The 13,377-nt window shown below is 37.4% G+C and carries 10 protein-coding genes; 5 read left to right on the top strand and 5 right to left on the bottom strand.

What is annotated here, in order from left to right; all coding sequences use genetic code 11:
* Window positions 1–4 precede the first annotated feature (4 nt).
* The 5 genes from ACN6MX_RS01000 (at window position 5) to qoxD (ending at window position 4,410) form a co-directional block, all read left to right on the top strand.
* Window positions 5–307, top strand: coding sequence for a YunC family protein (locus ACN6MX_RS01000; protein WP_419960830.1), 303 nt, complete (start codon window positions 5–7; stop codon window positions 305–307).
* Window positions 308–615: 308 nt separating this feature from the next.
* Window positions 616–1,548: a cytochrome aa3 quinol oxidase subunit II gene (qoxA, locus tag ACN6MX_RS00995; protein ID WP_419960829.1), complete on the top strand. Its 933-nt coding sequence runs from the start codon at window positions 616–618 to the stop codon at window positions 1,546–1,548.
* Window positions 1,549–1,584: 36 nt separating this feature from the next.
* Window positions 1,585–3,534, top strand: a complete 1,950-nt coding sequence (gene qoxB / locus ACN6MX_RS00990; protein ID WP_419960828.1) for a cytochrome aa3 quinol oxidase subunit I — start codon at window positions 1,585–1,587, stop codon at window positions 3,532–3,534.
* Entirely contained in the window at window positions 3,531–4,127 is a 597-nt protein-coding gene (gene qoxC, locus ACN6MX_RS00985; protein WP_419960827.1) for a cytochrome aa3 quinol oxidase subunit III, read from the top strand. Before qoxB ends, qoxC begins: the two co-directional genes overlap by 4 nt.
* A 1-nt stretch (window position 4,128) precedes the next feature.
* A complete protein-coding gene (gene qoxD, locus ACN6MX_RS00980; RefSeq protein ID WP_419960826.1) occupies window positions 4,129–4,410 on the top strand; it encodes a cytochrome aa3 quinol oxidase subunit IV in 282 nt (93 codons plus the stop codon).
* Window positions 4,411–4,507: 97 nt separating this feature from the next.
* On the opposite strand, the gene ACN6MX_RS00975 is transcribed toward qoxD, so the two are convergent.
* The 5 genes from ACN6MX_RS00975 to ACN6MX_RS00955 all read right to left on the bottom strand — a co-directional run bounded on the left by ACN6MX_RS00975 (window position 4,508) and on the right by ACN6MX_RS00955 (window position 13,049).
* Complete coding sequence (locus tag ACN6MX_RS00975) at window positions 4,508–4,741, bottom strand: hypothetical protein (protein WP_419960825.1); 234 nt, start codon at window positions 4,739–4,741, stop codon at window positions 4,508–4,510.
* Between the two features lie 110 nt (window positions 4,742–4,851).
* Window positions 4,852–5,964 (bottom strand): DUF2812 domain-containing protein, encoded by a 1,113-nt coding sequence (locus ACN6MX_RS00970; RefSeq protein WP_419960824.1) that lies wholly within the window; start codon window positions 5,962–5,964, stop codon window positions 4,852–4,854.
* A complete protein-coding gene (locus tag ACN6MX_RS00965; RefSeq protein WP_419962522.1) occupies window positions 5,961–6,254 on the bottom strand; it encodes a PadR family transcriptional regulator in 294 nt (97 codons plus the stop codon). The genes ACN6MX_RS00970 and ACN6MX_RS00965 overlap by 4 nt, the downstream gene beginning before the upstream one ends.
* Before the next feature lie 768 nt (window positions 6,255–7,022).
* Complete coding sequence (locus tag ACN6MX_RS00960; RefSeq protein WP_419960823.1) at window positions 7,023–8,486, bottom strand: hypothetical protein; 1,464 nt, start codon at window positions 8,484–8,486, stop codon at window positions 7,023–7,025.
* 111 nt (window positions 8,487–8,597) lie between these two features.
* Window positions 8,598–13,049: a S8 family serine peptidase gene (locus ACN6MX_RS00955; RefSeq protein WP_419960822.1), complete on the bottom strand. Its 4,452-nt coding sequence runs from the start codon at window positions 13,047–13,049 to the stop codon at window positions 8,598–8,600.
* Window positions 13,050–13,377: the final 328 nt, after the last annotated feature.

Here is a 13,377-nt window from a genome sequence, read left to right as displayed (position 1 = left end):
TGTCATGATTAACCTAGAACCAATTAATATTGAAGGACATACATTTTTATCAATTTCTGTAGAGTTGCCTAAAACGAATTTACTCGTTGTCACCAATGATAAAGGATATATAATGTGCGGTGCTTTAGACGTAGCGTTACTGAATGAAAAATTGAAAGATAGAAAGGTGATTGCCGGAAGAGCTGTTGGAGTAAAAACAATTCCCCAGCTACTAGATGCACCGCTCGAATCCATCACTTATGAAGCGGAGGAACTTGGTATCACTCAAGGAATGATTGGAAGAGAAGCATTATTAAAAATGATATAATACTAATCCTTTACTGAACTCACATATATTACTTAAATTGAAGCAATGCACTATCAAAGGCTACAAAACAACAAATAGTTGTTTTGTAGCCTTTTCGCTTGCCCCTTTTTCCTATTTTTCCACATATCTCCACACACTTCACAATTACGTTACCAATTTACTTTAATTTGTTCACATCTTAATGAACGTTTTGTGAAGTTGCTTTTTTTCATTTTGTTTTTTCAATTCATGGTACTAAGATAGAGGCATACAGAGACAACATCTGTTTTTTATGCGTTTATATAAATATTCTGGGAAGGGGTAGACCTATGAAATTAAAAATGAAATGGATTCTTTTAACTATGGTTATCACTATTACCACCGTGTTAACCGGTTGTGAACCATTACTTGTCTTAGATCCGAAAGGTCCTCAAGCAAAAGCACAGGCTGACGATATTATGTTATCTATTTGGCTAATGTTAGGCATAGTTATTGTTGTCTTAGCAATTCTAGTGTTTGTCTTATTAAAATACCGTGCTTCTAAACAACCGAAAGATTACGAGCCACCACATATTGAAGGAAGCCCAATTGTTGAAGCAATTTGTATCGGTATTCCTATTCTGATCGTCGCTTTTCTTTCAATTGTTTCTATAAAAAGTAACTATGAAGTCGAAGCAACTCCAGCGGGTTACGAAGATCAGGAGCCTTTAATTATTTATGCTTCTTCATCTAACTGGAAATGGCATTTTAGTTATCCCGAAGAAAATATCGAAACAGTAAACTATCTATACATCCCGGAGGATCGTGCTATTGAATTTAAACTATATTCATATGGTCCAATCACAAGCTTCTGGATTCCACAGCTAGGTGGGCAAAAATACGCGATGTCAGATATGATTACGACTTTACACTTAGCAGCAGATCAACCTGGGGAATTTATGGGTAGAAATGCAAACTTCAGTGGAGCTGGATTTGCAGAAAACACATTTGAAGTTACTGCTATGACTCCCGCTGATTACCAGGAGTGGGTAGAGGAAGTACATGAAACTGCTTCACCTCTTACTGAAGATAAGTTTGAGGAATTGTTAGAGCCAGGACATCTTGGTCGTTCTACTTATACAGGAACACACTTAGAGTTTGCTCCTCCACCAGAACATGATCATGGTTCAACAGATACTAATACGGAAGAATCAGATCATGACCAACATAACGAACATGAGTCTCATAATTCAGATGAACATTCTGAACACACAAATCATTAAGAGGTAGTATAAATTCCCGAAAGGAGTTACAAAAGTATGGATTTCTTTGATCGTTTTGCAGTACCACATCCAAGCTTTTTAATATATGCATCCATGGTTGGTATTGGACTAACTATGCTTGCGATTGTTGTAGGAATTACCTACTTTAAGAAATGGGGATACCTATGGCGCGAATGGATAACTACTGTTGACCATAAACGAATTGGTATCATGTATTTACTAACAGCATTACTTATGCTGTTCCGCGGTGGCGTAGATGGAATTATGATGCGTTATCAACTTTCTATGCCTGAAAATACATTTTTAGATTCACAACATTATAATGAAGTCTTCACTACGCACGGAGTAGTTATGATCCTATTTATGGCTATGCCGTTCATTATATTTTTCTTTAACTATCTTGTTCCTCTACAAATTGGAGCGCGAGATGTTGCATTTCCACGCTTAAATGCTTTAAGTTTTTGGTTATTCTTTATGGGAATGGGATTATTCAATCTATCATTTATTATAGGTGGATCACCTGATGCAGGCTGGACATCTTACTTCCCGTTAGCAGGTAATGAGTTCAGTACGTCTGTTGGGACGAACTATTACATGATTGCTATTCAAATAGCCGGTATCGGTACACTTATGACTGGTATTAACTTTATTACGACAATTTTAAAAATGAGAGCACCTGGCATGACTCTTATGAAAATGCCAATGTTCACATGGTCGGCTTTCATAGCCAACGTTATTATTGTTTTTGCTTTCCCTGTCTTAACAGTATTACTAGCAATGGGAACGATGGATAGATTATTTGGAACAAACTTCTTCACTACCGATAATGGTGGTATGGATATGCTTTGGGCTAACCTATTCTGGGTTTGGGGACATCCTGAGGTATACATTTTGATATTACCTGCATTTGGTCTTTACAGTGAAATCATTCCAACGTTTGCACGACGCAATCTATATGGTTATAAGTCGATGGTTGCATCCATGGTAGTTATTTCTGTATTATCGTTCTTAGTTTGGGCTCACCATTTCTTTACAATGGGTCAAGGTCCCTTTGCAAATAGTATATTCTCTATTACAACGATGGCGATTGCCATTCCAACGGGTGTAAAAATATTTAACTGGTTATTCACCTTATGGAAAGGAAAAATCGAGTTTACAACACCAATGCTTTATTCGGTACTCTTTATTCCACTGTTTACATTAGGTGGTGTTACCGGTGTAATGCTTGCGATGTCAGCAGCTGACTATCAATATCACAATACGATGTTCTTAGTTGCTCACTTCCATAACGTAATTATTCCAGGGGTAGTTTATGCCATGCTTGCTGGTCTTACATTCTATTGGCCAAAAATCTTTGGCTTCATGTTGAATGAGAGACTTGGTAAATGGACTGCATGGATACTATCAGTCGGCTTTGTATTAGCCTTTATACCAATGTATATTACTGGTTTAGATGGTCAGGCACGTCGTATGTATACGTATTCTGAATCTACTGGTTTTAGTTTATTGAACATGGTTTCATTTGTCGGTGCTGGAGTTATGGCAATTGCCTTTGTTCTACTTGTTTATAACATTTACTATAGTATTCGTTATTCTCCAAGAAATATTGGTAGCGACCCTTGGGATGCACGTTCACTTGAATGGTCAACGCATACCCCTGTACCAGAGTATAACTTTGCGATTACACCACAGGTTGCTTCTACACAAGCATTCTGGGACGCTAAGAAAAACGGACATGAGTTATTTAAAGGCGATATAGAAAAGATTCATATGCCAAATAACAGTGGTTTACCATTTATCATGAGTTGTATATTCTTTGTATTTGGCTTCGCCCTGGTATTTAGTATATGGCCAGTGGTAATTGTCTCATTAATCGGTATTTTGGCTTGTTTAGTTTACCGTTCATTTGAGCAAGACCATGGAAGATATATTTCTGTCGAAGAAATTAAAGAAACGGAAACAAGATTGCGAGGTGCTAAAAAATGAAGGTAGATAACTCGCTTCCACTTGAATATAGTACGGAAGAAAATAACCTGAAAATACTAGGTTTTTGGATCTTCATTGGTGCTGAAATTATGCTTTTCGCAACACTTTTCACCGCATATTTCACATTAGAAAATCGTACTGGCAATGGTCCAACTGGTGCTGAAATTTTTGAAATAGCACCAGTGCTTGTGGAAACCATTTTACTTTTAACAAGTAGCTTTACTATTGGGCTAGCTATTCATGCCATGCGTTTAAATAAGAAAAAAGCAACAATGGGATTCTTTATCGTTACATTGATTTTAGGAGCAGCTTTCCTAGGTTTTGAAATCTATGAGTTCTCTCATTACGTACATGTGGGTGCAGGATTACAAACAAGTGCATTTACTGCGGCTCTACTTACGACTTTAGGAACGCATGGTTTGCATGTAACATTGGGATTCTTCTGGGGATTATTTATCCTAATACAGATTAAAAAACGTGGTTTAACTCCGGAAACAGCCAATAAATCATTTATTTTCTCACTTTACTGGCATTTCCTTGATATTATTTGGATCTTCATCTTTAGCTTCATCTACTTGAAAGGAATGATGTAATATGAAAGAATTATTCCCTATTAAACAAGTAATGGGCTTTGCATTTTCAATAGTCCTGACTGTTGTGGCACTTTTGGTTTACTTTACTGATATGTCCTACGCTGTGGGAATGACAGTACTCCTAATAACTGCATTCGTTCAGGCAGGCTTACAGGTAGTTGTCTTTATGCATGCTGGTGAGACGAAGGATAAAGGTTCAATTTACCTTAATATTTACTACGCTTTACTCATTGCTTTACTCACTATCTTCGGTACGCTGCTTGTATTAGTTTGGGATATGTAAAAGCACATAAAAAGGAGGATCATGACTATAGAATAGTCATGATCCTCCTTTCATTTATCTTACAGCTATTTATAACAAATAAAAAAGAGCGTTTATTTTAAGCGCTCTCTTTTTTGTATTTATTAGAGTTTAAAATCATTTCTTCAGAAGCCACTAATATCATTCCAATCAGGAATATAAATACTGCTCCCATTACTACACCTATTCCAATACCTATAACTGTGCTTAACTCACTAATTAATGCTCCGTATAAAAAAATAGCAATCCCTATTGTTAATAAAGTAGCTCCGACCATTTTGGTAGCGTGCAACATTTTTACGTATGATTCCATATTGTAACACCCCTTTATACATATATTATTCACCAAGTTCACAAATTTGTCAATTATTATTGTCTTTTTTGTGAACACGATTGAATAATTTATTATTCAGGGGGAAAAAGTCATCTAAATTCTTCACTACTTATTAATTTCAACTCTTTTCGATAGCCCATAACGATACGGACAAACAAAAAGATCCAAAATACACTCATTACCATAAGCAATACGCGAATTACTCCCATGTATGACCAGTCCAAAAACGGTCCATCAATTGTGACGATATTCATATATATTGACTGTGAACAAATTAATAAAATGAAAAGAGATATACCACAGTTCATGAAAAAAGCCTTTTTCGCGACTTTTTTTCTTTCTAGCTCATCATAGGAAAATGCAGGCTTTTCTTCCCCCTCTTCATAAGGCATCCCCCAAATGGTGTAGTTTAGCCAAGTAATATTGGAGGTATATTTTAACTCCCATCCAAAATCCTTGTGAAGCTGAAAGTAATTTGCATTAATTTTCGGTTCAAATGCTACCTCATAAGCAATATTACTTTTTTCCTTTGGACGAAACGTGAAAATTGTTGCAAAAACGGATTCAAGCTCATAGCCCCGTTCTGCCATTTCCTCAAGCCAAATTGTTGTTCGTAATGGCTCATACATCCAACCGGGACGAATTCTACGGATTTTCTTCGTTCCAGACTTTTTGATGACGCTAGTACCGAGTAATTGCTTTTCAAATTTACGATAAGACCTAAATACAAAAACTGTTAACGCGATTAGTAGCGAATAAATAATTGTAGGTACTAATAATGGGCCAATTTGAAAAGTTTCACTAAAAATATTTAGCATAATACCAAATATAAATAAAAATGATAAATAAGATGATAAGTAGAAGGTCGAGATTAAGAGATACATATAAGCATGCAATCGAGTGCGCTTAAACAGTGAATCCTTACTAGGGAAAATAGAAATATGCTGCTTCTCATTTGTGAGTACTTGCCACTTACCGGAATTTTCCACAGTTTCCCAACCAGCAGAAACAAGTTTTGGAGCAATTGCTTTGTCTCCATAATGAATACGTACTTTTTTCTTTATCGATTCCCCTTGCTCAAATGTAAACACCCTCGTAAAACGGTTAAAACTTTTTAAATGAAAACCTTTTGCCATTAAATCTTCAAGCCATATTTCAGTAGAATCAATTCGATAACTCCAAAGCCACCTCATTTTTTTCATTTGAATTCCTCCTCCAAGCGTATGGCATTTGTGTATAATTCTTTTAATCGAATAATTTCAGCTTGCATCACATTTTTGCCAAGCTTAGTAATTTCGTAAATGGTTTTACGTTTTTCATCTGAAAATACGATAATCATTCCATCATTTTGCATTTTAGTTAAAGTACCATAAATCGTGCCTGATCCTAGCTTTAATCTACCGTTTGTTAATTCTTCCACACGTTTAATAATGCCGTAGCCGTGGGTTGGCTCTGTTAAAGAAAGTAGTATATAAAAGGCAGTTTCGGTCATCGGTATATATTTTTTTAGTAATTTTTCCAAATTCCCACCTCCGCTATGTCACGTCACGACTATATCACGTCGTGACATAAACATGCAATTACTTTCTGACATTGTTAAGTATATGTTTAATAATCTAAACAAGAAAAACCGGGCATAAATACCCGGTCCTCTAAGGTCAAATCCTGTTTCTATCGTTTTCGAAGGGCTTTGGACAGACGTTTTGCTATATTATTACCGAATATTTTTTAAAGAGGCTGGTTGCGACTGACGTCACAACCAGCCTCTCCTTTTTCGGTAATTTTAGGGCATTTGTCTGTCCTTCACCCTTCTATAACTTTTAAAAACAGGTTAATGCGTTTTTGGACAACTAGAGATAAGATACTTTCTAATTGATAGAGTAAGCTCACGAAGATGCAATTTCGTTCGCTATTTCGCTTCTTTATTTGGTAAACACTTACTATTTCTCTTTATTTCCACTAGTAAAAAGAAAGTCTAATTCCTTCATCCATCATGAAATAATAACACTTCTCATTCCTCACTTTTACAAATGGCTTCATCTTTAAATAAAATTTGGCTGATTTTATAATCAATGCGAAATACTTTGCCAAATCTTATAGAGGAGTACTACTCATATAATTGATTTTCATTTCAGGTGGCGTTCTTAGCCATCGTTCCTTTGTCTCCACCAGAAACGGAAATCAGCGGTATTTATTATTCCTTGAAGTACCATGAACCCAGTGTTCACAAGACATTTTTTATACTTTCTTATTCTTTTTACTAATTCGAAGAAATATCCTTTCCATAGATGGAAACATTTTGCCTATCAGATATAAACTTCTGCCCATCCCATTTGAGTACCGTTTGAACATCCCCTAATCCATCAGCATGATATCTTCCTGCAATTTCTTGAAAAGCCATTAGTTCGTAGGTACCGTCCCTAGCAAAGTCAATAGGATACAACCCGCCAACGGGGTCAACCCAACCTTCTATTGGTTCTTTTAGAATTCCGTCGTCATCATATATTTCCGATAAATACTCTTTTCCTTTATACGTTAAATCTAATATATACTGCTTATTTGGATTGGAGCTAATTACTTTGACTTGGTAATAGTTTTCATAATGGACTTCATATTTAGTGGTTTCATTGAACTCTTCTACGTTAAATACTTGTTGTATATTCCCATGAGCATAGGAAAAGACAAATGCATAAATTGTCCCCCCACTTCCCCCGGTATCTATAACAACTAAAATGTCATCTACTTGGTCTCCAGTAAAGTCACCAAGAAAAATGGTTGGATTATATCCGACATTTTGTTTCAAATAAACTCTCTCTAACGTATTTTCATGTTGATATAAAACATTTAAAGTGATGTTCTGCCAAAATGGACTCCCTTCCGTCTTTTCTCCAGTTAGGTAAACAGTGTCCAAAAATCCATTCCCAGTCAAATCACCTCTGGAATACACAATAATCTCGTCATTGTTATGGTCCATATTTTGCATACGCTCTAACACTTGTTGCCTCATATTTAGCAAAAACTCCAGTGAAGGATACGGTTCACTAAAAGCCAAAGCCTTATCAATAGAAATCATAAACTGTTCCAAATCCCCAGCCTTCTTTTGCGCTTCTGCTAAGTAATACCAATAATAAGAGAAATCATTGGATTGTAGTAGTCTTTCATAATAATCCTCTACTCTCTTAAAGTAATACGGATATACATCACTAGCTAAAACTATCTTATTTTCTTCGAAACGATATACATCTACTTTGTATGCTTCTCCTGTATCATGAACCCAAATTGCAAGTTCATATTGACCATCTGGACCATAGAGACCAGGCATGTCTTCTACTTCCAATTTACTATAAGCTATATTGGAAGTAGGTAATCGTATAATTCCACCATCCACCCATTGCAATAAATCTAACTTGGACCATTCGCTACCTATTTGCCAACCGACAATAAGTGTATTCACCCAATTAGTTGTAATTGGCGCAGCCATTAGGCTTGTAATTCCATATCCACTTCCTTTTATGTGTATTAAAGGTAGCCACTGATCTTGGACATTTTTTAAGATCACTAAGTAATTTTGGTCTTTATATTTGTATGCTCCGATTAATTCATTGATCTGATCGTTATCGATATCGGCCAATAGGACCGCAGGGTTATTAGGGAGTTCAGATAATTCGAGGATGGATGCGGTAGGAGGCAGAAAATTCAATAGCACATTCACATAATCATTCAAGTTTACACTCCTTTTAAACCATCATATGCTTCAAAAATCATCCTATTTCTTTTCTGAATGCAAAAAAGATGCCAAAGAGGATATTTTCCTCTTTGGCATCTTTTTGTATTCTTATTTTGCTAATTCCATAACTGGTGTTTCTTCTTTTACTTCAGTCTTCTCTTCTTTTGACTGTTCCGTTGGTGCAGGAATATTGACAAATAATTTACCCATAGCCTTTTGACGTGTTTCATTCGCAAATTCATCGACTACTTTTACTTCGATAACTGCTCCATTTGCAACAGTATCAGCAGGCACTGTCCAATAACCAACATAATGTCCATCGCCCACTTCCATCATAGGTAGCTCAGTTGCATTGTTCAACAGACCTAGATTGGTTAATGGCATATGAATAACAAACGAAGGTTTTAAACCTGGATCGCTATCAAATTCAATTTTAACGCTTCTTCCTGTTGCCAAATATAGATCACTTGCCGGCTTCAGATTTGAAATTTCAGGTGCATTGTAATCCGCTGTAACAGTGACTGTTTTCGACTCACTATTACCTGCCTTATCACTCGCCTCTACTATGATTTCGTTGAGTCCTTCATCTAGAAGAATTCGTTTAGAGTATTTACCGTTAGATACTGTTGCAGCTTGACCATTCACACGAACATAGTCTAAATTTTCATCAGCAATAGTACCTTGAACAGTTACAGTTTCACGATTTGTTTTTCCTCCATTTATCGGGCTATCAATTGTTAGTACTGGTTTTGCTGTATCCAGTATAACTGTGACAGGCTGAGATTGACCCGTTACTCGATCTTTTAATACAGATACCGCTATAAACTCATTGGAGCCTTCTGTCAATTCAGTTTCAATAGCGAATTTACCATCCTCTTCAACAACTGCTGAGCCAGCTTCTTCTCCATTTTGTTGTAACTCAATTGTAGTTGTCGGTGAAGCAGTTCCTTCTACTGTAAACTGCGGTTCATTTGTTACTAAGCCAGCTTCTGGTGAAGTAATTACTGGACCAACTACTTCATAGCTAACACGAGCACGAATCATATAATTTCCTTCTTCTGCTGGAGAAGGTGACCATGCTCCAGAAACACCTTGATAACTTCTTTTTGCGTTTACTCCGTTTTCATCTGTTGCAAGGCCAGGTGAATTCGGGTTTGCTACAGTTTGACGATATACCATATAAAAGTCGCCATTCACTGTAATATTGTGTTCCGTGAGATCAACTACCGTCCATTCACCATTACGAAGGGCTGTTGCATCAATAGGACCTGCAAGTTTTTTACCGGGTGTACCATCTGCTCCCCTCGCATCCCAAACTTCAACTGCAAACGCCGTGCCACCTGGACTTGGCCATTCTGTATCCCAGAAACGGAAAACTCCATCTGCTACAATTCCATTTTCTTTGCCTTCAGGAAGGGACATTTTTACCGCCCACGCATTTCCCTCAGCATTGAATGCACGTGCATTTTCTGCTGTTCCATCATCATATCCAATTTCTCCACCCGGATATGTGTAGAAGGGTTCTAATGCAATATTTTGTGTAATCACTTCTGCACTAATTGTAATTGATACTTCTTGGCTATGGTAGCCTCGAGCAATTACTTTAAGCGTATAGTCTCCCTCGTATGCCGTTAAAGTGTAATTACCAGATACATCTGTTACTACAGGCGTTACATTTGCATCTTCGACAAGAATAACTGTTGCTCCCTCAATTCCCTCTCCAGTCGATTGGTCCGTGATTACACCACTTACCGTATTTTCTTCCATTTCTATCAACGTGAAGTTAGCAGTTGTAGTACCATCTGCTTCAATCGTTACAGACTTTTCTTCGGACTCAAATCCGTAAGCTTCTGCTTTGGCTGTAAATGTTCCTGCACCATGTGTAAGTGAATACGTACCATCTGCCGGGTTTGAATAAACCGAGCGACCAGATTCTAAGACACTTACTTGAGCACCTAATGGTAATAGTGTTGGATTAACAATTGTATCTACTACCGGAGGCGCTTCCTTTACTGGCATAATTGGTCTAATTTTTTTAGGATCAATTGCTTCTTTTAATGATTTTTTATCTGTTTCCTTGTTATTATCTTTATTTGCTTTATTTCCATTATTTCCTGCTTTATTGCCGTTATTGCCTTTGTTTACTTTATTGCCTTTAGATACTTTTCCAGTTTGGGAAATATCCGCTAAAACAACATCATCTAAATACCAGCCATTTTTCACAACACTTCCATCTGAAAAAGCGTTAAATCCAATGTATACACGCTGCCCTGCATATGCGGATAAGTCAACCTCTGCATCCATCCAACCGTCAGATGTGCCTTGAACCATTAAAAGCTGAGTCCATTCGACTTGATCGGTAGAGATAAATACATGACCATAATCCCACGCTCTTCCTGAAGAAGACTGTTCGAACTCGTGCCACTGCTTGAATTGGATGTATGAATTTCCTTCTGGCAAGTCTACTGGAGGCATAACAAGCGTCGCATTCATAGAACTTTCATACGTTCCATCTAAATTAGTTGCATACACTTTTTCTCCTGATGCTGCACGTTCAGGACCTACTGTCGGGATACCCCATTCCCAGCTATTTTTCTCTCCAAAAGAAGTCCAACCAACTGGAGTTGCTTCAAAGTCTTCTGAATAACCCACAGATATACCTGGATTCACTTGAATTACATATTCTTCACTAACTACTTCATTGTTTCCAAAATCATTAATCGTCCATTTGTACGTAAAGGTTTCCCCAGTAATAAAATCTCCTGGAATCACTACTGTGAATTCACCATCTTTGTAATCTCCAGATGTGCGGCCAGCTTCAATCGATTGCCACGAACCATCCGTATCTTTATAGTTAAGAATTACTGATGAAACACTGATATTATCAGTAACCGAGATAGTTAGAGGTAAATCCAATCCTTCATATGTCTCACTTGGAGCAATATGTTCAAATAACGGAGCCTCTATATCATCACCTTGCTGTGAAACTTGTCCTTTTAGTGTTCCGAGACCTGTCATAATAGACCCAACTGCTTCATATGCATCTACTAACCCATAGCCATATCCATGGTTCGGAACTGTTGTATACACCGAGTCTGTTAATGGATTCGCTGTATTAAGCAAAATCTCTTCCATTTCATCCACTGTTATGTTAGCATCCACTTGTCTAAGTAATGCTGCTACACCTGCTACTGCAGGACCTGCCATGGATGTACCATTCCATCCACCTTCATAAATTCCACCAGGGACAGACGAACGAATATTTACACCAGGTGCAGAAATATCAGGCTTAGTTTCTGCATACGGAGAAGGTCCACGTAACGAGAAGCTCGCTACAGAATTATTAATATCCGTTGCTCCTGTTGCAAAAGATTCTGGATAGTTAGCAGGTGCTGCTACAGATCCTGCTCCACCAGGATTAGTAAGCGTAGTATTTCCCGCGGAAAACTCTGGGAAGATTTCTGCTGCACGCCAGTTAATCACCACATCACGGTACCATTCATCAAGTCCTGCTCCGCCACCCCATGAGTTATTCACTACATCTGGAGCCATATCCACTCGTGTATTGCCTTCTGCATCTGTTGGAGCTAAAATCCATTCAGCTGCTTCGAGTAAATCAGTATCTGATCCACCACTTGCAGTAAATGCTTTAACAGCAATATATTTTGCTCCTGGAGCCACTCCAATCTGATTCGCACCATTAGGCTCACTACCAACCATTGTTCCCGTTACATGTGTTCCATGTCCTTGGTCATCATATGGTGTAGCACGTCCTGCTGTTGCATCAAACCAGTTATAATCATGAGAAACTGCTCCACTGGCCTTATTATAGCCACGGTATTTTTCCTTTAATGCTGGATGGTCCCATTGGACACCTGTATCAATACTTGCTACTACAGTACCGGCACCGTCAATGCCCATATCCCATACTTCTGGAGCTTTAACACGTTCCACATTCCATTCAACATTTGCAGTTTCTGCTTTTGGCACGACTGCATTTTCTGTTTTGGTAGTAAATAATTGACGGTTTTCATTTGGTAAGATTTTCTCTACCTCTGGGAATGTAGCCAACTTTTCAGCAATCTCCTGAGTTGCCGTAACAGACATTCCATTAACTATATAGTACGATTCAACATCCCTCGCATTCCCTTTCGCAACTTCTTGCTCTAGAAAATCTGCAACGGTTTGCTGAGACTCCATGGAAGTAGACTTCAGTTCTGATACAACTGCAGATCTCTGAATAAGCTTAGTATTATGAGAAGACAAATTTGCCTTTTCAGCCTTTTTCCTAGCTTCTTCAGCTACTTGTAAGGAATCTGATTTTTCCTTGAATTTTATAAGAAACGTAACTTTATCATCACTTTTAAAGCTTTCCAATAATCGACTATTTAGCTTGTCCTTAGCAGAAAGAGAATTAGAACTTGAATTCCTGAACGATTGGTGAAGTTTGCTTGCCGTTTCCGCACTAACAACGTTTGGTGCAACAAGTGAAAATGTCATAAGTACGCTAGCTACGACACTTAGAACTTTAGTTTGACTTTTTTTCTTCCTCAACTTCATTCCTCCCTGAATTTTACTAAGACTTGTTTACCAATGGAACTTACAAAAGACCATAAAAAAACACCTTCTCCTCCTTCCCAATAAATTTTGGTAAATAGAATCAATGGTGGCAATCTAAATCTCTCTTGGTGTAACTACAACAATAAAGGTATACAAAACTAATTTCTGTCGAACTCTGTCGACAATTATCCGAATTTTCAAAATTAATATAAATCAACTATTTTTGATATTTTTTTAATAGGTTAATAGTCGCTATTTACAAAGCCATATATCGAAAAAATAACCTACAGAATCGTTGGCACCACTATAAATTATAAAATTAATAACT

The sequence above is a fragment of the Psychrobacillus sp. BM2 genome (assembly GCF_048572895.1).
GTDB lineage: Bacteria > Bacillota > Bacilli > Bacillales_A > Planococcaceae > Psychrobacillus.
Note: the sequence above shows the minus strand (reverse complement) of the source record. Positions and strands in the feature narration are given on the sequence as shown.

Bases quoted from the DNA above. Each gene is read 5' to 3' on its own strand.
- ACN6MX_RS01000 (WP_419960830.1), top strand. From the start codon at position 5: ATGATTAACCTAGAACCAATTAATATTGAAGGACATACATTTTTATCA.
- qoxA (WP_419960829.1), top strand. From the start codon at position 616: ATGAAATTAAAAATGAAATGGATTCTTTTAACTATGGTTATCACTATT.
- qoxB (WP_419960828.1), top strand. From the start codon at position 1,585: ATGGATTTCTTTGATCGTTTTGCAGTACCACATCCAAGCTTTTTAATA.
- qoxC (WP_419960827.1), top strand. From the start codon at position 3,531: ATGAAGGTAGATAACTCGCTTCCACTTGAATATAGTACGGAAGAAAAT.
- qoxD (WP_419960826.1), top strand. From the start codon at position 4,129: ATGAAAGAATTATTCCCTATTAAACAAGTAATGGGCTTTGCATTTTCA.
- ACN6MX_RS00975 (WP_419960825.1), bottom strand. From the start codon at position 4,741: ATGGAATCATACGTAAAAATGTTGCACGCTACCAAAATGGTCGGAGCT.
- ACN6MX_RS00970 (WP_419960824.1), bottom strand. From the start codon at position 5,964: ATGAAAAAAATGAGGTGGCTTTGGAGTTATCGAATTGATTCTACTGAA.
- ACN6MX_RS00965 (WP_419962522.1), bottom strand. From the start codon at position 6,254: ATGACCGAAACTGCCTTTTATATACTACTTTCTTTAACAGAGCCAACC.
- ACN6MX_RS00955 (WP_419960822.1), bottom strand. From the start codon at position 13,049: ATGAAGTTGAGGAAGAAAAAAAGTCAAACTAAAGTTCTAAGTGTCGTA.